At 67.1% G+C, this 19,536-nt stretch carries 19 protein-coding genes; 12 read left to right on the top strand and 7 right to left on the bottom strand.

All coding sequences use genetic code 11. The annotated features are described in order from the left end of the window. The first annotated feature begins 18 nt into the window (after window positions 1-18). From SPHPH_RS0106980 to egtD, 6 genes are all read left to right on the top strand, one after another. Window positions 19-285, top strand: coding sequence for a hypothetical protein (locus tag SPHPH_RS0106980; RefSeq protein ID WP_156025867.1), 267 nt, complete (start codon window positions 19-21; stop codon window positions 283-285). A gap of 89 nt (window positions 286-374) precedes the next feature. Continuing rightward, window positions 375-3,110: a preprotein translocase subunit SecA gene (gene secA / locus SPHPH_RS0106975; RefSeq protein WP_028966054.1), complete on the top strand. Its 2,736-nt coding sequence runs from the start codon at window positions 375-377 to the stop codon at window positions 3,108-3,110. Window positions 3,111-3,373: 263 nt separating this feature from the next. Beyond that, window positions 3,374-3,601, top strand: coding sequence for a twin transmembrane helix small protein (locus SPHPH_RS0106970; protein ID WP_028966053.1), 228 nt, complete (start codon window positions 3,374-3,376; stop codon window positions 3,599-3,601). After that, window positions 3,601-4,158 (top strand): cob(I)yrinic acid a,c-diamide adenosyltransferase, encoded by a 558-nt coding sequence (locus tag SPHPH_RS0106965; RefSeq protein ID WP_028966052.1) that lies wholly within the window; start codon window positions 3,601-3,603, stop codon window positions 4,156-4,158. The genes SPHPH_RS0106970 and SPHPH_RS0106965 overlap by 1 nt, the downstream gene beginning before the upstream one ends. Window positions 4,159-4,212: 54 nt before the next feature. After that, window positions 4,213-5,472, top strand: a complete 1,260-nt coding sequence (gene egtB, locus SPHPH_RS0106960) for an ergothioneine biosynthesis protein EgtB (RefSeq protein WP_051272880.1) — start codon at window positions 4,213-4,215, stop codon at window positions 5,470-5,472. Further along, a complete protein-coding gene (gene egtD / locus SPHPH_RS0106955) occupies window positions 5,472-6,449 on the top strand; it encodes an L-histidine N(alpha)-methyltransferase (RefSeq protein WP_028966050.1) in 978 nt (325 codons plus the stop codon). Before egtB ends, egtD begins: the two co-directional genes overlap by 1 nt. Before the next feature lie 310 nt (window positions 6,450-6,759). On the opposite strand, the gene SPHPH_RS0106950 is transcribed toward egtD, so the two are convergent. Both SPHPH_RS0106950 and sppA read right to left on the bottom strand, forming a co-directional pair. Continuing rightward, complete coding sequence (locus SPHPH_RS0106950) at window positions 6,760-7,323, bottom strand: GNAT family N-acetyltransferase (protein ID WP_037488228.1); 564 nt, start codon at window positions 7,321-7,323, stop codon at window positions 6,760-6,762. Continuing rightward, the gene (sppA, locus tag SPHPH_RS0106945; protein WP_028966048.1) at window positions 7,323-9,194 is read right to left on the bottom strand and encodes a signal peptide peptidase SppA; all 1,872 of its coding nucleotides are present in this window, start codon (window positions 9,192-9,194) and stop codon (window positions 7,323-7,325) included. Before sppA ends, SPHPH_RS0106950 begins: the two co-directional genes overlap by 1 nt. 288 nt (window positions 9,195-9,482) lie before the next feature. Between sppA and SPHPH_RS0106940 the strand changes: the two genes are divergently transcribed. The 5 genes from SPHPH_RS0106940 (at window position 9,483) to SPHPH_RS0106920 (ending at window position 14,245) form a co-directional block, all read left to right on the top strand. Continuing rightward, entirely contained in the window at window positions 9,483-10,886 is a 1,404-nt protein-coding gene (locus SPHPH_RS0106940) for an MATE family efflux transporter (RefSeq protein ID WP_156025865.1), read from the top strand. Window positions 10,887-11,031: 145 nt separating this feature from the next. Further along, window positions 11,032-11,319 carry a co-chaperone GroES gene (gene groES, locus SPHPH_RS0106935; RefSeq protein ID WP_028966046.1) on the top strand — a complete coding sequence of 96 codons (288 nt, stop codon included), beginning with the start codon at window positions 11,032-11,034 and terminating at the stop codon, window positions 11,317-11,319. Between the two features lie 52 nt (window positions 11,320-11,371). Then, window positions 11,372-13,015 (top strand): chaperonin GroEL, encoded by a 1,644-nt coding sequence (groL, locus tag SPHPH_RS0106930; protein ID WP_028966045.1) that lies wholly within the window; start codon window positions 11,372-11,374, stop codon window positions 13,013-13,015. Between the two features lie 191 nt (window positions 13,016-13,206). Beyond that, a complete protein-coding gene (locus tag SPHPH_RS0106925) occupies window positions 13,207-13,767 on the top strand; it encodes a Uma2 family endonuclease (RefSeq protein ID WP_028966044.1) in 561 nt (186 codons plus the stop codon). 25 nt (window positions 13,768-13,792) lie between these two features. Then, a complete protein-coding gene (locus SPHPH_RS0106920) occupies window positions 13,793-14,245 on the top strand; it encodes a DUF3429 domain-containing protein (protein ID WP_028966043.1) in 453 nt (150 codons plus the stop codon). A 53-nt stretch (window positions 14,246-14,298) separates the two neighbouring features. Here the strand turns inward: SPHPH_RS0106920 and SPHPH_RS0106915 are convergent, their stop codons facing one another. Then, the gene (locus tag SPHPH_RS0106915; RefSeq protein WP_081668541.1) at window positions 14,299-15,327 is read right to left on the bottom strand and encodes a mannose-1-phosphate guanylyltransferase/mannose-6-phosphate isomerase; all 1,029 of its coding nucleotides are present in this window, start codon (window positions 15,325-15,327) and stop codon (window positions 14,299-14,301) included. A 140-nt stretch (window positions 15,328-15,467) separates the two neighbouring features. Here SPHPH_RS0106915 and SPHPH_RS0106910 point away from each other — a divergent pair, with 140 nt between their 5' ends. Then, a complete protein-coding gene (locus SPHPH_RS0106910; RefSeq protein ID WP_028966041.1) occupies window positions 15,468-16,280 on the top strand; it encodes an ATP-binding protein in 813 nt (270 codons plus the stop codon). 65 nt (window positions 16,281-16,345) lie between these two features. Here the strand turns inward: SPHPH_RS0106910 and SPHPH_RS0106905 are convergent, their stop codons facing one another. From SPHPH_RS0106905 to SPHPH_RS0106890, 4 genes are all read right to left on the bottom strand, one after another. Next, on the bottom strand, window positions 16,346-16,861 hold the full coding sequence (locus SPHPH_RS0106905) for a hypothetical protein (protein ID WP_238302938.1): 516 nt from the start codon (window positions 16,859-16,861) through the stop codon (window positions 16,346-16,348). A gap of 103 nt (window positions 16,862-16,964) precedes the next feature. Next, a complete protein-coding gene (locus tag SPHPH_RS0106900) occupies window positions 16,965-17,609 on the bottom strand; it encodes a hypothetical protein (protein WP_037488226.1) in 645 nt (214 codons plus the stop codon). Then, complete coding sequence (locus tag SPHPH_RS0106895; protein WP_028966038.1) at window positions 17,606-17,878, bottom strand: PadR family transcriptional regulator; 273 nt, start codon at window positions 17,876-17,878, stop codon at window positions 17,606-17,608. The genes SPHPH_RS0106900 and SPHPH_RS0106895 overlap by 4 nt, the downstream gene beginning before the upstream one ends. A 162-nt stretch (window positions 17,879-18,040) precedes the next feature. Beyond that, window positions 18,041-19,492, bottom strand: a complete 1,452-nt coding sequence (locus SPHPH_RS0106890; RefSeq protein ID WP_028966037.1) for a globin-coupled sensor protein — start codon at window positions 19,490-19,492, stop codon at window positions 18,041-18,043. Window positions 19,493-19,536 lie beyond the last annotated feature (44 nt).

Genomic DNA, 19,536 nt, shown 5'->3' with positions numbered 1-19,536 from the left:
TGAGCGTCTGCCCATCCTATGTCCGCACCCGTGAATCTGCTGCTGCTCCTTTCTGCGTTGCTCTCCGCGCTGACCGGCGTGGGGGGGACGGCGCGTCAGCCGCAGGTGGCGCAGGCGGTGGCGCAGCAGGTGAAGGCTGCTGCGATCGCCTCTGCCGCGCGGCATCTGGCCACGCGTCCGGCTGCGTCGCGCGCCACCCCGTTCGTCAGCCGCAGCGCCCCGATCGCGCGCGTGTTCGTGCTGGTCGCGATCGAGCCGCTCTTCGCAGGCCGCCGGCGCGAATAGCGCGCGACCCGCTCCATCACGCCATCACTTCCCGCGCGGCCGCCCGACACCGGCGCCGCCGCGCCGCTTCCAGATACAGGATCACGCCCATGTTCGGCGGTATTGCCAAGTCGCTCTTCGGTTCGTCCAACGACCGTTACGTCAAGTCGCTCAACCCGATCCTCGCCAAGATCGCCTCGTACGAACCGGCGTTGCAGGCGATGGACGACGCCACGCTGTCCAACCAGACGGTGCTGTTCCGCGAACGGCTGGCGAATGGCGAGACGCTCGACCAGTTGCTGCCCGAGGCGTTCGCCACCGTTCGCGAGGCGGCGAAGCGCGTGCTGGGGCAGCGGCACTACGACGTCCAGATGATCGGCGGCATCGTGCTTCACCGGGGCGAGATCGCCGAGATGCGCACCGGCGAGGGCAAGACGCTGGTCGCGACGCTCGCCACCTATCTGAACGCGCTGCCGGGCGAGGGCGTCCACGTCATCACCGTCAACGATTATCTCGCCAGCCGCGACGCCGACTGGATGGGCCGGGTCTATCGCTTCCTCGGGCTGACCACCGGGGTGATCGTGCCCAACCTGTCCGACGACGAACGCCGCAACGCGTATGCCGCCGACATCACCTACGGCACCAACAACGAATTCGGCTTCGATTACCTGCGCGACAACATGAAGTACGAGCGCAGTCAGATGGTGCAGCGCCAGTTCGCGATGGCGATCGTCGACGAGGTCGATTCGGTGCTGATCGACGAGGCGCGAACCCCGCTCATCATCTCCGGCCCGACCGACGACAAGTCCGAGCTATACATCGGTGTCGACGCGATCGTGAAGCAACTCAACGAAGAGGACTACGAGAAGGACGAGAAGCAGAAGTCGATCGTCCTTACCGAGGACGGCACCGAGCGCGCCGAGCGGATGCTCGAGGCTGCCGGGCTCTTGCAGGGCGCGAACCTGTACGACTTCGAGAACACGCAGGTCGTCCACCACTTGAACCAGGCGCTGCGCGCGAATGCGATGTTCAAGCGCGACACCGACTATATCGTCAAGGACGGCAAGGTCGTCATCATCGACGAGTTCACCGGACGCATGATGGACGGCCGTCGCTGGTCGGACGGGCTCCACCAGGCGGTGGAAGCCAAGGAGGGCGTGCAGATCGAGCCCGAGAACCAGACGATGGCCTCGATCACCTTCCAGAATTACTTCCGCATGTACCCGAAGCTGGCGGGCATGACCGGCACCGCGGCGACGGAAGCGGCGGAATTTTACGACATCTACAAGATGAACGTCGTCACGATCCCGACCAACAAGCCGGTGCACCGCGTCGACGAGGAAGACGAATTCTACAAGGACACGCAGGACAAGTTCCGCGCGATCGCCAAGAAGATTCGCGAACATGCCGAGACGGGGCAGCCGGTGCTGGTCGGCACCGTGTCGATCGAAAAGTCCGAGCTGCTGAGCGAATTCCTGAGGCAGGAGGGCGTCGATCACTCGGTGCTCAACGCGCGCTATCACGAGCGCGAGGCGCATATCGTCGCGCAGGCCGGACGGCTGGGTGCGGTGACGATCGCCACCAACATGGCGGGCCGCGGCACCGACATTCAGCTGGGCGGCAACCTCGAAATGCGTGTCGAGGACGAACTCGCCGGGATGCCCGAGGGGCCGGAGCGTGACGCCGCGATCGAGCAGATTCGCGCCGAGATCGCCGCCGAGAAGCAGAAGGTGCTGGAAGCCGGCGGGCTGTTCGTGCTCGCGACCGAGCGGCATGAGAGCCGTCGTATCGACAACCAGCTTCGCGGTCGCTCGGGTCGGCAGGGCGATCCGGGGCTCAGCCGCTTCTACCTGTCGCTCGACGACGATCTGCTACGCATCTTCGGCCCGGACACGCTGTTCGCCAAGATGATGCGCAACAACATCAACGATGGCGAGGCGATCGGCAGCAAGTGGCTGACCAAGGCGATCGAAACCGCGCAGAAGAAAGTCGAGGCCCGCAACTACGACATCCGCAAGCAGGTCGTCGAATATGACGACGTGATGAACGATCAGCGCAAGGTGATCTACGAACAGCGCGCCGACATCATGGATGCCGATACCGTCGGTGACGTCGTTACCGACATGCGTGCCGAGACGGTCAATGCGATCGTCGGCGAAGCGTGCCCGCCCAATTCCTATCCCGAGCAATGGGATGTCGAAGGAATGAAGACGCGGCTGGCCGAGGTTCTCAACATCGCGCCACCGGTCGACGATTGGTTGAACGAGGATGCGCTCGATCCCGAGATCGTCACCGAGCGGGTCCTCGCCGAAGCCGATGTGATGGTCGAGGCGAAGGCCGCCGAACTGGACACCGCAACGTGGACGCAGGTCGAGAAGTCGATCCTGCTCCAGAACCTCGACCATCACTGGAAGGAGCATCTCGCGATGCTCGACGCACTGCGTCAGGTCGTCCACCTGCGTGCCTATGCGCAGAAGACCCCGATCAACGAGTATAAGCAGGAGGCGTTCAACCTCTTCCAGCGGATGCTCGACGCGATCCGCGAGGATGTGACGCGCACGATCGCCTTCGCGCAATTCCAGATGCAGGCGCCGCCCCCGCTGCCTGACCTGCCGGACTTCATCACCACCCACTTCGACCCGTTCACCGGTGAGGACAATTCCAACGACATCGACGCCGGCACGCGTGGGCTGGTGACGACGACGATCCCGCCGCTCCAGATTCCGCAGCCGACCGCCGCCGATCTCGGCGACGATCCGGCGAGCTGGGAAGGCGTGGTCAGCCGCAACGCGCCGTGCCCGTGCGGGTCGGGGCGCAAGTACAAGCACTGCCACGGCGCGGCGTAAGCGCGGCGCGGCACGCCACCGTCTCCTCGTCATTCTAGGTCCTCGTCATCCCGGGCTTGACCCGGGATCCCGCTTTTTGACCCATGATCCGCCATTTAGCACTGCCATCCCGGTGCAAGTCGGGATCAAGGAAGAAGGGCGGGCACGACGAAGTGCGATGTGCACTCCCAGCTGCCCAAATGGGCCGCGGCTTTCGCCGGGCCGGAGGGGGTGAGCGTTCTACAGCCATTGCCGTTTGTGCTTCCGCGTCTTAGCTTCGGTTCATGAATACCTTTCTCGTCATCCTGCTGGTCGCGGCGATGATCGCCACGGTGGTCGCGCTGGTGCGCGGCATCGTCTCCTTTCTCCAGAGCGCATCGGCCGAGGCGCGCGGGGAGGGGCCGACCGCAGCGCAGCTTAAATCCAATCGGATGATGCAGATGCGCATCTTCTATCAGGCGCTGGCGGTGCTGATCGTGGTCGTCATCCTGTTCGCCGCCGGGCGCACCTGATGGTCCGGCTTAACCGCATCTACACACGCACTGGTGACGAGGGCACGACCGGGCTGTCGGACGGAAGCCGGGTCGCGAAAACTGATGCGCGCGTGCAGGCGATCGGCGATGTCGATGAGGCGAACAGCGCGATCGGGGTGGCGATCGCCGGACTCGGCGACGCTGCCTTGGTCGAGCAGCTGACCCGCGTGCAGAACGATCTGTTCGACCTCGGCGCCGATCTCGCGACGCCGGGCGACGATTACGAACCCGGCGAGATGACCCTGCGGATCGTGCCCGCGCAGGTCGCGCGGCTGGAGGCGGAGATCGACGCGCTCAACGCGCATGTCCCGCCGCTGACCAGCTTCGTGCTGCCCGGCGGCGCTGCGGCGGCGCTGCATCTGGCGCGCGCGATCGTGCGCCGTGCCGAGCGGTCGGCGATCGCGCTCGCGCCACACGCAAACCCGCAGGCGCTGATCTATCTGAACCGGCTGTCGGATTTTCTTTTCGTCGCCTGCCGATCGGTGAACCTTAACGCAGGTGGGGACGTTCTGTGGGTAGCAGGGGCAAACCGATAGCATAGGGCAGTCCCGTGCGCGCCCGATCTCCCGTATGGCTGCAGGAGGACGATCATGGAAGCGCTCCCTCGGCATGGCGCCGGGACAGATCCGCTGGCGCAGCGTTATGCGCAGGTGCGGCGGCTGAGCGAGGCGCTTGTCGCCCCGCTGTCCGATGCCGATGCGACCATCCAGTCGATGGACGACGCCTCGCCGGCGAAATGGCATCTGGCGCATACGACATGGTTCTTCGAAACCTTTGTGTTGCGCGATCATGTGCCCGGCTATGCGCTGCACGACGCGCGCTTCCCATTCCTGTTCAACAGCTATTACGAGGCAGAGGGTCGACGCCACGCGCGCGGGCGGCGCGGAATGATCACCCGGCCGACACTCGACGAGGTGCTGGCCTATCGCCACGCCGTCGATGCAGCGGTGCTGGCGAAGTTCGCCGAGCTGCCCGCGGCGGCGTTCGAGCTGGTCGCGCTGGGGTGCCATCACGAGGAGCAACATCAGGAGTTGCTCGTCACCGACGTGCTGCATCTGTTTTCGGAAAACCCGCTGGAACCGGCGGTCTGGTCGCCCGAGCGCAAGGTGCCGGTCGGGATGCCCGGGCCGGTCGGCTGGATCGAAAGCGGCGAGCGCGTGGTCGAGGTCGGGCATAACGGCAGCGGCTTCGCGTTCGATTGCGAGGGGCCGCGGCATCGCACCTTGCTCCACCCCCACGCGATCGCCGATCGCACCGTCACCAACGGCGAATGGGCGGCGTTTATCGCTGATGGCGGGTATCGCGACGCGCGTCTGTGGCTATCGGACGGCTGGGCATGGGTGCAGCGCGAGCGGATCGGCGCGCCGCTCTATTGGGAGCACCGCGAGGGGGCGTGGACGCGCTTCGGGCTCGACGGGCGGCGCGCGGTCGATCCGGCAGCGCCGGTGACGCATGTCAGCTTCTACGAGGCGGATGCCTATGCGAGCTGGGCGGGCGCGCGGCTGCCGACCGAGTTCGAGTGGGAGGCAGCCGCCGCGCCGCATGACGCGAGCGCGGGCAACCAGCTCGACGGCGCTTGGGCGATCGAACCGCGGCCGTCCGACGGCGGGCCGGCGTTCTTCGGCGACGTTTGGGAATGGACCGGCTCGGCGTATCGCCCCTATCCGGGGTTTCATCCGGTCGAGGGCGCAGTCGGCGAGTATAACGGCAAGTTCATGAACGGGCAGTTCGTGCTGCGCGGCGGGAGCTGCGCGACCCCGCGCGGCCATGCCCGCGCCTGCTATCGCAACTTCTTCTATCCGCACCAGCGCTGGCAGTTCACCGGCGTGCGGCTGGCAAAGGACCTTTGATGCTTAAGCCTGAGATCGAGGACGGGCAGGTGACGCTCGCCGACCCGCAGTTCCGCGCCGACGTGCTCGCCGGGCTGGAACGCCGCCCGCGCGCGATCCCGGCGCGGTGGTTCTACGATCATCGCGGGTCGGAATTGTTCGAGCAGATCACCGATCTGCCCGAATATTATCCGACGCGGACCGAGACCGCGCTGCTCGAAGGACTGTGCCCCGAGCTGCGGGAGATCGTCGGCGAGGGGCGCGCGGTGGTCGAGTTCGGGTCGGGCTCGTCGACCAAAACGCCGATCGTGCTGCGCTGCGTGAAGCCCTCCTCCTATGTGCCGATCGACATCTCGGGCGACTTCCTGCGCCAATCGGCGCGCGAGCTGTCGGATGCCTTCCCCGAATTGCTGGTGCTGCCGTTCGAGGCCGATTTCACGCGCCCGCTGACGCTGCCGCACACGATCAGCGATGCGCCCAAGCTGGGCTTCTTCCCCGGTTCGACGATCGGCAATCTGATCCCGCTGGCGGCGATCGACCTGCTGCGCGCGATGCGCGCGTCGCTGGGAGAGGGTGCGATGCTGTTGATCGGAATGGACCGGATCAAGGACCCGGCGGTGCTGGTTCCGGCCTATGATGATGCGCAGGGCGTCACCGCGGCGTTCAACCGCAACCTTTTGGAGCGGATCAACCGCGAGCTAGACGGGACGGTACCGGTCGACGCCTTCGCGCACGAGGCGCGCTGGAACGACGATCGCGCGCGGATCGAGATGCATCTCGTCGCGACGCGCGATGTCGACTTCACGGTCGAGGGGCGCGAGTTCGTCGTCGCGGCCGGCGAGTCGATCCATACCGAGAACAGCCACAAATATGGCGAGCGCGACGCACGCATCCTGCTGCGCGCGGGCGGGTGGACGCCGGTGCGCGAATGGACCGATGCCGAGGGCAAGTTTGCCGTGATCCTCGCCGAGGCGCAGGCGGAGCGGCCGGCTCCTTAGTGCGACGCCGCCGGGGCGACGGTCAAAACACACATTTGGTCGCCCCTGCGGAGGCAGGGGCCTATGTCTGTCTCGGCTTGATGAGACATTCGACACAGGCACGTGGGTCGTGTGTCAGTTGGTGCAACGTACGATCCAGCCATGAGCCCCTGCCTGCGCAGGGGCGACGGATCATATGCGGCGGGCGCCCGTCAGATTCGGGCAGCTGACACAGGCATGTCGGTCAAGTGTCAGGTGGGGCGACGTACGATGCAGACATGGGCCCCTGCCTGCGCAGGGCCGACAACGGGCGCCTTGATCGACAGCGAGGTCAGTCGCGGCGGACGCCCGTGACGCTGAACGGCTTCGGCTCGACCGGCGGGATCGCACTGTCGTTCAGCTCGCACTGCCAGAAGCCGACGTCGATCCAGCGGCCCTGTTTGTAGCCGACCTCGCGATACACCCCCGCGCGGCGGAAGCCGACCGCTTCGTGGAGCGTGATCGAGGCGTCGTTGGGAAGCGCGATGACGCCGATCGCCTGCGTGAACCCTTGCGCACGCAAGGTATCGACCAGCGCCTCGTACAATAGCCGCCCGACGCCTTGCCCATGCGTCGCGCCGCCGACGTAGATTGAGGTTTCCACGACATAGCGATACGCCGGCCGGTCGCGGAACCGCGTAGCATAGGCGTAGGCCAGAACCGCGTCATCGGTGGTCGCGACTAGCCACGGATAATAGCCGTCCGAGCCTTCGATCCGAGCGCGCATTGCCTCTGCATCAGGGGCCGCGTTCTCGAACGAAACGGTGCCGGACAGCACGAACGGCGCGTAGATCGCGGCGATAGCGGCGGCGTCGTCGCCGGTCGCGGCGCGGATCGTGATCGGGCCCTGCGGCATCACAGACCGATCCGCGCGACGACGAGCTGCCACAGGTTCCGATCCTCGGCGCGCGCCGGAATCGGGCCGAGTCCGACGCATTCGAGGCATTGCGCGCGCACCGCCGCGCCGCCCAGCATCCGCTTCGCATCGCCCAGCGCAGCGGCGAACGCCTGCTGGCGCTGCCACGTCAGCCGCGACAGCGTGTCGGGCGCGCTGGCGTCGTCGTCATTGTCTTCCTGGCTGGCGACCTGTTGCGCGATCTGCGCGGCGAAGCCGGGCTTCTTCTCCAGCCACACCGGCTGCGCGTCGTCGAGCTTCGCGCGCCTGGCCGCCTCGGCGATCGCGTCGTCGAGCCCGCCGAAGCGGTCGACCAGCTTCAGCTGCTGCGCGATCCCGCCGACCCAGACGCGGCCCTGACCGATCTCGTTGACGCGCTCGACCGGCAGCTTGCGCGACTGCGAGACGCGGGTGAGAAATTGCAGATAGCCATGCTCGATCCCGGCCTGGACGATTCGGTCCAGCTCCGGCGTGGTGCCGCCGAGCACGTCGGGCTGGCCGGACAGCGGGGTGGTCTTCACGCCGTCGGTCGACAGGCCGATCTTCTTCAGCGTGTTCTCGAAGGTCGGGATGATCCCGAAGATGCCGATCGAACCGGTGATCGTGCCGGGCTCGGCGAAGATCACGTCGGCGGGGGTCGACACCCAATAGCCGCCCGACGCGGCGAGCCCGCCCATCGAGACGACCACCGGCAGCCCGCGGCGCTTGGCCTCCATGATTGCGAGCCGGATCTTCTCCGACGCCAGCACCGACCCGCCCGGCGAGTCGACGCGCACCACCAGCGCCTTGAGGTCGTTGTCGACGAGTCCGTCATAGAGCAGCTTCGACACGGTATCGCCCGCCGCCTTGCCGGGGCCGGCCTCGCCATCGACGATCTCGCCCGCGATCGTCAGCACGCCGACCTTGCCCTTCTTGGGCAGCGGGTTGGCGGCGACATAGGCGGTGTAGTTGATCGTCTTGAACCAGCCGGCGACCTTCTTGTCGTCGCCGCCGGCCAACTGCGCGACGCGGCGGCCGAATGCGACACGATCGCCGAGCTTGTCGACCAGCCCGGTCGCGAGATTGGCGCGCGACACGTCGCCCTGCATCTGCGTGACGAGCTGCGCGGGATTGCCGAGCCATGGCGCGAGCTGCGCCTTGGGCCGCGCGGTCGACACCGCCTCGCGCCACTGGTCGAAGAGCGTGCCGTAGAGCGCCTGGCTCGCCTCGCGCGCCTCGGGGCTCTGGTCGGTGCGGGTATAGGGCTCGACCGCCGACTTGAACTTGCCGACGCGATAGACGTGCGCGTTGACCCCCAGCTTGTCGATCAGCCCCTTGTAGAACAGCTGGTTGCCGCCGGGGCCGGCGAAGAAGGTGCCGCCGAGCGGATCCATCCAGATCTCGCTCGCCGCCGAGGCGAGACGATAGCCGCCGTCGGTATAGGCGGTGGCATAGGCGAGCACCGGCTTGCCCGCGGTGCGCGCGCGGAGCAACGCCGCCTGCACCTCGCCGAGCACCGCCGGATAGGCGCCGCCGAAGCGATCGAGATCGAGGACGATCGCCTTGACGCGGTCGTCGGTGCGCGCGGTGTCGATCGCGCGCAGCACGTCGCGCAGGCGATATTGCTTGCCGACCTGCTGCCCGCTGACCAGCGCGGTGAGCGGCACTTCCTCGGGCTGTTCGACAATCGGGCCGTCGAATTTCAGGACCAACGCGCCGTCACCGATCGCCGCCGGGCGCTGCCGCGCGTTGAGCGCGGCGAAGATCACCGCGAAGAACAGCAGCATCGCGACGAGCACCAGCGCGTCCTTGATCCCGACCAGCAGCTTCCAGGCGCCGCGTATCAGCTTCATCGTTCCTGCCACCTTGCGTTACGTGGCGGCGACCGTAGCGCGGCGTGTATGACCGGGGCAATACGCTTTGAGGGTAAATGGCGGGGGCGACCATGGGCACCGACCCACCAACAACCGTCATTCCCGCGGAGGCGGAAATCCAGAATCTCCGCCGTTGCGCTTCTATCGCCGGATCTGCGCGTCTGGATCCCCGCCTGCGCGGGGACGACGGTAGAGGGCAGGGTCGCCATGGATGACGGTGGCAGGGCGGGGTCGCCATGACGGACCGGCTCGGCTAGGGCTCCACCCATGAACCCGCACGTCACCCTCGCGCCGCTGACGCAGGCGCCGCCGCCGACTTGGGCGGCGGAGCTACGCGCGCTGGGGGCGCTGGCAGGGCCGCTGATCGGGGCGAACCTGCTCCAGATGGCGGTGTTCGCGGTCGATGTCGTGTTCGTCGCGCGGCTCGGGCCGGTCGAGTTCGCCGCCGCGACGCTGGGCGTGTTCTTCTTCCATATCCTCGGCTTCGGACTGATCGGGATGGTCGGTGCGGCCGAGCCGTTGATCGCCGCCGCGCTCGGGCGGCGGGTCGGCGCGGTGCGGCAGGTGCGGCGGTCGTTCCGGATGGCGATGTGGCTGGCGGTGCTCGGGTCTTTGATGGTGATCGCGGTGCTCAACTGCGTCGCGCCATTGCTGCGGCTCGCGGGTCAGGATCCGGCGGTGGCGGCGCGCGCCGGGGCGTTCTGCCGCGTGCTGTCGCTGGCGGTGCTCCCCGCGGTCGGCGCGGCGCTGATCCGGCTGACCGCGGCGGCGCTGGGGCGACCGGGCTGGGCGTTGATGGTCACCGCGCTGGCGCTGGGCGTCGCGGTGTTCGCCAATTGGTGTCTGGTGTTCGGCAATGCCGGCTTCCCGGCGCTGGGGCTGGAGGGATCGGCTCTGTCGAGCGTGATCGTCTCGACGGCGACCTGCGCGGCCTATGTCGTGATCCTGCTGACCGATCGCCGGCTGCGCCGCTATCGCCTGCTCGGCAAATGGTGGCGCGCCGAATGGTCGCGGATGGCGGAGATTGCGCGGCTCGGTGCGCCGATCGCGCTCGGCTGGATGGCTGAGGGCGGGCTGTTCGGCGGTGCGGGCCTGCTGATGGGGCTGATCTCGGTCGCGGCCATCGACGCGCATGCGGTGGCGCTCAACATCGCCGCGATCGCGTTCCAGATTCCGTTCGGACTCGCGCAGGCGGCGACGATCCGCGTTGGCTTTGCGTTCGGCGCGGGCGACCGCGCGTGGGTGGCGCGCGCCGGCAACGTCGCGATCGTGACCGGGATCGCGGTGATGGCGCTGAGCGCAATGGTGTTCTGGGCGGTGCCACACTGGCTGGTGCGGATGTACGTCGATCCGGCGCGCGAGGGCGCGGTGGCCTCGCTGGCGATCGCGCTTCTGGGGATCGCAGCGATCTTCCAGCTGGTCGACGGCGCGCAGGCGGTTGCGGCCGGCGTGCTGCGCGGGGTGCAGGATACGCGCGTGCCGATGCTCATCCAGATCGCCGGCTATTGGGGCGCGGGGTTCGGGACCGCGCTGCTGCTCGGCTTCGGGCTCGGCTGGGGCGCGGCGGGGATCTGGTGGGGGCTGGCGGTCGGGCTCGGCGTCGTCTCCGCGCTGCTGATCTGGCGGTGGAGCGCGCGCGAGCGGCTGCACCTTTCGCCACATACCGCCTGATCGCACGCACGTCCCGCCGGGCGGTTCCCAAAAATTTGCGGGCGGGCGTTGACCCCGGCGGAGGGCACCCACATATGCGAACCGCTGGCACTCGGCTGGGTCGAGTGCCAAAGAAGTGTCACATACCTTAGAGGGGTAAAGAGCAATGAACTTTCGTCCGTTGCACGACCGTGTTCTCGTCCGCCGCGTCGAGGCGGAAGAGAAGACGGCCGGCGGGATCATCATCCCCGACACCGCCAAGGAAAAGCCGCAGGAGGGCGAAGTCGTCGCCGCCGGTGCGGGCGCCAAGAACGACAAGGGCGAGGTCGCCCCGCTCGACGTCAAGGCCGGTGATCGCATCCTGTTCGGCAAGTGGTCGGGCACCGAGGTCAAGGTCGACGGTGAAGACCTGCTCATCATGAAGGAATCGGACATCCTCGGCATCATCGCCTGAGCGTTCGACCGCCTCAACTTTCTCAACATTCGTCATCTGAAAGGGTAGCCACATGGCAGCCAAGGACGTGAAATTCGGTCGCGACGCGCGTGAGCGCATCCTGCGCGGCGTCGACATCCTCGCCGATGCGGTGAAGGTCACGCTGGGGCCGAAGGGCCGCAACGTCGTGATCGACAAGAGCTTCGGTGCGCCCCGCATTACCAAGGACGGTGTGTCGGTCGCCAAGGAAATCGAGCTTAAGGACAAGTTCGAGAACATGGGCGCGCAGATGGTGCGCGAAGTGGCGTCAAAGACCAACGACATCGCGGGTGACGGCACCACCACCGCCACCGTGCTGGCGCAGGCGATCGTCCGCGAGGGCATGAAGTCGGTTGCGGCCGGCATGAACCCGATGGACCTGAAGCGCGGCATCGACCTGGCGGTCGTCAAGGTCGTCGCCGACATCCAGGCGCGCTCCAAGCCCGTCTCGGGCTCGCAGGAAGTCGCGCAGGTCGGCATCATCTCCGCGAACGGCGACCGTGAGGTTGGCGAGAAGATCGCGGAAGCGATGGAAAAGGTCGGCAAGGAAGGCGTCATTACCGTCGAGGAGGCCAAGGGCCTCGAGTTCGAGCTGGACGTCGTCGAGGGCATGCAGTTCGACCGCGGCTATCTGTCGCCGTACTTCATCACCAACCCGGAGAAGATGCAGGTCGAGCTCAACGACCCGTACATCCTGATCCACGAGAAGAAGCTGTCGTCGCTGCAGGCGATGCTGCCGATCCTCGAGGCGGTGGTGCAGTCTGGCCGTCCGCTGCTGATCATCGCCGAGGACATCGAAGGCGAGGCGCTCGCCACGCTCGTGGTGAACAAGCTGCGCGGCGGCCTGAAGGTCGCGGCCGTCAAGGCACCGGGCTTCGGCGATCGCCGCAAGGCGATGCTGGAAGACATCGCGATCCTGACCAAGGGCGAAGTCGTCAGCGAGGACCTCGGCATCAAGCTCGAGAGCGTCACGCTCGGCATGCTCGGCACCGCCAAGCGCGTGACGATCGACAAGGACAACACCACCATCGTCGACGGTGCGGGTGATGCGGAGTCGATCAAGGGCCGCACCGAGGCGATCCGCCAGCAGATCGAAGTGACCACCTCCGACTACGACCGCGAGAAGCTCCAGGAGCGTCTGGCGAAGCTCGCGGGCGGCGTCGCGGTTATCAAGGTCGGCGGTTCGACCGAGGTCGAGGTGAAGGAGCGCAAGGATCGCGTCGACGATGCGCTGCACGCGACCCGCGCCGCGGTCGAGGAAGGCATCGTCCCGGGCGGCGGCACCGCGCTGCTGTACGCGTCGAAGGCGCTCGACGGTCTCACCGGCGAGAACGACGACCAGACGCGCGGCGTCGACATCGTCCGCAAGTCGCTGACCTCGCTGGTCCGCCAGATCGCGCAGAACGCCGGTCACGACGGTGCGGTGGTGTCGGGCAAGCTGCTCGACGGCAACGACACGTCGCTCGGCTTCAACGCCGCGACCGACACCTACGAGAACCTGGTGCAGGCCGGCGTGATCGACCCGACCAAGGTCGTGCGCACCGCGCTCCAGAACGCCGCGTCGGTGGCAGGTCTGCTCATCACCACCGAGGCGACCGTCTCGGAGCTGCCCGAGGACAAGGCTCCGGCCATGCCCGCCGGCGGCGGCATGGGCGGCATGGGCGGCATGGACTTCTAAGCCGAAGGCGGCCTGCGCCGGCGTGGCTGGCGCAGGACTCGCCGCGGCGCGGACAGCCGGTCGGCAGCGCCGACCCGGTCTGACGTCCAGGGCAGTGGCTTTGCCGCTGCCGCCAGCGCGTTACGGCGAAGGGCCGGCGGAGAGATCCGCCGGCCCTTTGTTTGCGGGTGGCGATCTCCTATACTCCTGCCATGGCCACGCTGCTCAGCCTTGGTGAACCGCGTCTGCTGACCGCAGCGGAGTTTCTCCAGATCGATTTCGGGCCGGATTTAAAGGCCGAGCTCGACAACGGCGTCATCCGCATGATGGCGGGCGGCTCACGCGATCACGCGCGCGTGCAGGCGAATATCCTGATCGCCTTGGGAAACCGGCTGCGTGGATCGGGCTGCCGTCCTTATGGATCGGACATGGCGATCCTGACGCATGACGCTTCTGTACGGTATCCGGACGTCACCGTCGATTGGGGTCAACCCGGCGACAGCGGCGACGATCGGTATCTTTCGGCCCCTCGGATCGTGGTCGAGATATTGTCGCCATCGACGCGCACGATCGATCTGGGATCGAAGAAGGCCGAATACCAGGCGCTCCCAAGTGTCGAAGCGATCGTCTTCGTCGACCCGGAGGGGGAGACGGTGATCGTCAGCGCGCGATCGGAAGCGGGATGGTTCGATAGCCTGCCGGCGCGATGTGACATCGTCCTCCCGACTCTCAACCTCACCATTCCGCACGAAGACATCTTCGCACGCGACTGAAGCGGCGGCCGTGCGTTCGGCGGACATGAATCAGCGTGTCCGCATCCCCACCGACAGCATCGTGTTCGGCTATGGCCCGATGCTCCCGCTCGTCGCCGCCGGGATCGGCGCTTGGGTGCTCGCGCCCGGATGGGGAGTCATGGCGGTGCGGCTGGCGATCGTCTGGGGCGGGTTGATCCTGTCGTTCATCGGCGGGGTGCGGCGCGGGTTCGGTTTCGCGACGCCGGGCGCGTCGACGCCGGTCGAGATCGTCGCGGCGGTCGGCTATTTCACGATCGCGGGTCTGGCGCTGGTGGTGCCGTTCGTCAGTACCTCGCTGGCGCTGCTCGCGGCCGGCTATGCGCTGGCGGCGCTGCTCGACCGGCGCGCGGCGCTGGCGGGGAACGCACCGGCGCACTTTGCGCGGCTTCGCCCACCCCAGCTGTTGACAGGATGCGCAGGGCTGGCGGCGTGCTGGGCGTGGGTGATGCTGGGGTAAGGCGGGCGTTTTCATGTCGTCGCCCCGGATCGGCTCCGGGGGGACGCAACAGTTCAGCCCTTCATGGCTTCCAGCAACAGCTTGACGTCCTGACTGCGCCCGCGCGGCAGGATCAACACGTCGTTGCCGCTGGCGACGACGATCAAATCCTCGACCCCCACCATCGCGATCCGCACACCGTCGCTGCGGGCAAGGCAATTGCCGCTGTCGAGCATGATGACTTCGCCGTTGACGACGTTGCCGCGCGCGTCGCTCTCACTGATCGCGTGGAGCGCGTCCCAGCTACCGACGTCGCTCCAGCCCATCGCCACCGGCACGACCGCGACGCGATCGGCTTTCTCCATCACCGCATAGTCGATCGAGTCGGATGGCGACGCGGCGAAGGCGTCGGCATCGGGATAGACGCGCGCGCCCTCTCGCCGCGCACCGGCGCACGCCTTTCGCACCGATCCAAGGATCTCGGGAGCGAATTGTTCAAGCGCGGCCAGATAGGCGTCGGCGCGGAAGAGGAAGATCCCGCCGTTCCACGCATGGTCGCCCGACGCGATCATCGCCTCGGCAACGTCGCGCTTCGGCTTCTCGACGAAGCGCGCAACGCGGTGGACTCCGGTGGCGATCTCCTCGCCGACCTTGATATAGCCATAGCCCGTCTCTGGCGCGTCGGGGGTGATTCCAAAGGTGATCAGCCAGCCCTGTTCGACGAGCGGCAGCGCGGCGTGGATCGCGGCGTGAAACGCCTCACGGTCGGCGATAACGTGATCAGAGGGCATCACCAGCATCGCCTGATCTGCCCCGGCGCTAAGCGCGGCGAGCGCGATCGCGGGAGCGGTGTTGCGGCCAGCGGGCTCAAGGATCAACGCGCTGGGCAGGGTGCCGATCGCGCCGAGTTGTTCCTCGACCGCATCGGCATGCGCGGCATTGGCGACGACGATTGGTGCGGCAAACGAATCGCCATGCGCGCGTGCGGCGGTCAATTGCAACATCGTCTCACTCGCAGTGAGGGCGAGCATCTGCTTGGGTTTCTCCGGCCGCGACATTGGCCACAAGCGAGTACCTGATCCGCCTGAAAGGATCACCGGCACGATTTCAGTCAATTGCTGCTCCTGTTCCCCCGTGAGAGCGCAACTCCGCCCCCGACGCTCAACACGTCTGATCGTGCAAGGTTTCCTTATGCATGATATTGCGTTGCGGCAACGTGACGACCGGATTAGCCGGTGGTGACATGACCGACGCCCTCGACCGGATTGCCGCTGCGCTGGAGCGGCTCGCGCCCCCGCCACCCGCCAGCGCCGATCCGCTGGCGCATCCTGCCTATGTATGGCGTGACGGAGCGCTGGCGGCGGCGCGGGCGTTCGCGCCGCTGCCGCTGACGTTGCTTCAAGGGGCGGAGGCGCAGAAGGCGGCGTTGCTCGCTAATCTCACGCGACTGGCCGAGGGGCTACCCGCACAGGATGCGCTGCTGTGGGGTGCGCGCGGAACGGGCAAGTCGGCGTTGGTAAAGGCGGTGGTCTGCGCGGTGCAGGCGGCAGGGGGCGGGCTGGCGCTGGTCGAGGTCGCGGCGGACCGGCTCGAGACCCTGCCGCGGCTTTTTGACATAGTGGCGGGACAGAAGCGCGCGTTCGCGATCTTCCTTGACGATCTCGGCTTCGATGCGGCGGCCGAGGCGCGCGTGCTGCGTTCGCTGCTGGAGGGCGGGGCGGAGGCGCGGCCGGCGAATGCACGGCTGATCGTCACCTCGAACCGCCGGCATCTGGTGACCCGCGACATCAAGGAACAGGAAAGCGCGATCAACCCGCGCGACTCGGTTGACGACCAGATGGCGCTGGCGGATCGCTTCGGCCTGAGCCTCGGCTTCCATGTCGTCGATCAGGACGGGTATCTGGCGATCGTGCGCGGCTATGCCGAGCGCTACGGATTGCCGTTCGATGCGGGGGACGCCGTGCAATGGGCGACGCGCCGGGGCAGCCGCTCCGGACGCGTGGCGTGGCAATATGTCGTCGAGGTAGCGGGACGCGAAGGGGTGCGGCTGGACTAGCGCGTTCCGCGGGCTGCCAATGCTCCCCTGCGACTATTGCGTGGCAGGGGGCACCGGACGGGATCTTAGCGCAGCCGCTTGTAGTGGAAGTTGCGGACGAATGGCGCACCCTCGCCGGTGGTCGCAGCGGCGGACTCGGTCATCTCCTTGCCGTCGGGCGATACGATATAGGTCCGCACCGAACCGAGCATCTTCTGACGCACAAGATTGATGACGAGGACGTTCGGGGTCGGCGTCATGAGAGCGGCGCTGTCTGCCTCGCCGTTTTCGCCTTCGCTCAGCGCCATCGTTCCATCCGGCCGAGCGGAGACTGCCATATGGCGAACGCTGTCGTCGCGGTCGGTGATGTCTACCGTGACATGCCACTTGCCATCGCCGATCGCCTGGAAATCGTAGACGACGCGGTGGGGCGCGGGGCCGTAGGTGCCGGGCAGCCGGGTCAGGTCGAGTTCCCATTGCCCGAAGAACGGCGAGGCCGTGGATGCATTCCGCGATTGCGCGTTTGCGCCGGTCGGGAGAACGGTGATCCAGGCGAGCGCCGTCAACAGGATTGCTGCACGGCGCGAGGGCATTGGGGACATGTGACTTCCTCCTTGCTTGTGGATCGTGGGCGCGACCGGTCGTTCCTCCGCGCGATGTGGCCGGAGGGTCGAAGGCAGCGTGGTAATCGTTCTTGTCGAAGCGTCAGCCGGGCTGCTCGGCAGCGATCGGTGCGGGAAGGTCGGCGTGCCGGCGGACGATGACGACCAGCATCACAAGCTCGATCCCGACCACCGCCGCTTGCAGCATGGCCTGTCGGCTATCGAGGAAAAGCACGCTCATGTAGAGGGTGAGCGCGGTGACGCCGGACAGGGTCCACAAGCACCAGCGCAGGGCATCCGGCCAGTTTCGCTCGACCAGCGACCAGGCAAGCCGCAGGTGTCCGATCCCGGCGGCCAGCTGGATCAGGGCAAGCGCGGGGACGGCCCCCAGATAGATGCTGCGCAGCAACGCTTCGTGAGGGCTGCCGACCAGCAGCGCGCCGGAGAGCCCGCGCTGATCGGGGTAGAGATAGGGAAACCCGAAGATCGCGCAGCCGATCTGGAGCGCCGCCATCGGCAGCATGATCCCCAAAGCTAACACATAGCTGGTCAGAACGAAGCGCCCGGACGCGCTGGCGAGCATGTCGCGCCCCGCCGCGACGAGGCACCCGCCGGCGAAGGGTAGAGCGCGGCCGTCAGCCGCCGCCACTTCAAGTTCGGCCGCCATCGCGCGGGACCAGTCGGCACGGCCTATGTCCATGCCGGCAAGGGCGATCATCATGATGGCGCGGGCGAGCGGGCGCGTCATGCGAGCACCGGTTTGCCGGGCGAGGCCCCGTCCTCTGCGGCCAGCTTCAGCGCCAGGGTGAAACCGTCGGCGGTCAGGCGGTAGACATGCCGCGGCGGACGACCCAGCTGCGCCGGCTCTCGCCATTCCGCCTCGACCAGACCATTGTCGGTCATCCGCATCAACAGCGGGTACAGCGTGCCGGATGACAGCCCGGTTTCCTTCAATACGTCATAGCCGTGCCGCCACTCGGCGCGCTGTCTCGACAAGGATGCCAGGACGAGCCGCATCTGTCGCGAGGGTTGCCTATTTCGAGCCATACCCGAAATACAACATATGTAGATTTAAGAGTCAATCGACGCGGATGATCGCCGCATTTGCGCGAAAGGGGCGACCCGGATGTCCCGCTCGCGGGCTCCGGGTCGCCGTGACCGGGAGGAAGAAAACCGGGTTCAGGCCGCCGCCAGCCGCTGCTGCATCCGGTGGACCGGGTTGCTGTCGGTCTCGCCGAGGCGGAAGCGTGCGACCTCGCGGGACAGAGTTTCGGCTTCCGCGGCGAGGTTGCGCGCGGCGGCGGTGGCCTGTTCGACCATCGCGGCATTGCGCTGCGTCACGTTGTCCATCTCCGATACCGCGGTATTCACCTGACCGAGCCCGACCGACTGCTGGCTGGCCGACGCGGCGATGCGCGAGACGAGGTCGCTGATCTCGCCGATCCGGCCGATGATGCGCTGGAGCGCGTGGCCCGCTTCGTTGACGAGATCGACGCCGACGCCGACTTGCTCCGAAGAGGCGAGAATGCGTGTCTTGACGTCCTTGGCCGCATCAGCCGAACGCTGCGCCAGCGCGCGGACTTCGGAGGCGACGACCGCAAAACCCTTGCCGGCTTCGCCAGCGCGCGCCGCCTCGACGCCCGCGTTGAGCGCGAGCAGGTTGGTCTGGAAGGAGATGCCGTCGATGACGGTGATGATCTCGCTGATCTCGGCCGAGGAGCGTTCGATCCCGCCCATCGCCTCGACCGCGCGGCGGACGATCTGGCCCGATTCCTCGGCCTCGCCGCGCGCCTCGCCGACGATGCGGTTGGCCTGGCTGGCGCCGTCAGCGGTCTGGCGGACCGTCGAGGTGATCTCGTCCATCGCAGCGGCGGTTTCCTCCAGGGAGGCGGCCTGCTGTTCGGTGCGTTGCGACAGATCGTCCGACGCCTGGCGGATGTCGCCTGAGCCGGTGCGGATCTGCTGGCTGGAACGGGTCACGACACCGAGCGTCGTCGACATCTGCGAGCGCATCGCCTCGAAACTGTCGGCGAGGGCCTGATATTCTGCGGGGAGCCCGTCGAGCGTCTCGGTCAGGTCGCCCTGCGCCATCCGCTCGAACACCTGTCCGCAGCGTTCGATCACTGCGCGGCGGCCGGCCTGCTCGGCCTCGAAATAGGCGGCGAGTGCGATGTCCATGTCGATCAACGACGCCTTGACCAGCGCGGTCGCGGCCCGCGAACGACGGCGGGCGCCGAACGGCCAGAGCAGGCGGCCGAGCATCACCTTCGGCAGCACGTGCTCCAGCATGCGTGCATAGCCGCTGATGTACCATGTCGGCGCGAGGCCGATGCGCGCGTGGATCTGCCCGATATGCGAGGCAGCAGCCGCATAATTGCGATCGATCGGCCCCGAAAACAGCTTCCGCCAGTGTTCGAGCTGCTTGTCGCGGGCGTGATCCATTCGCGCTTGCGATTGGAACATCCGGCTGATCGCCGAGGTGCCGGCGATGTGCTTGTAGAGCGCGACGAGCGCAGTGGGGGCGTGGCGCTCGATCGCGCGCCGTACCACGGGAAACGTCGCATAACTGCGTTCGTTATAGCCGAACGCAGCCAGCCGTTGTTCAAAGTCGATGGGTTCCGATCCGCTCACAGCACATCCTCCGTGCGGTGAGCAATAATGTGTAAGGGTTAAGG

Source organism: Sphingomonas phyllosphaerae FA2, assembly GCF_000427645.1.
GTDB lineage: Bacteria > Pseudomonadota > Alphaproteobacteria > Sphingomonadales > Sphingomonadaceae > Sphingomonas > Sphingomonas phyllosphaerae.
The sequence above is the reverse complement of the archived record's forward strand: the minus strand, read 5'-3'. Positions and strand labels throughout refer to the sequence as shown.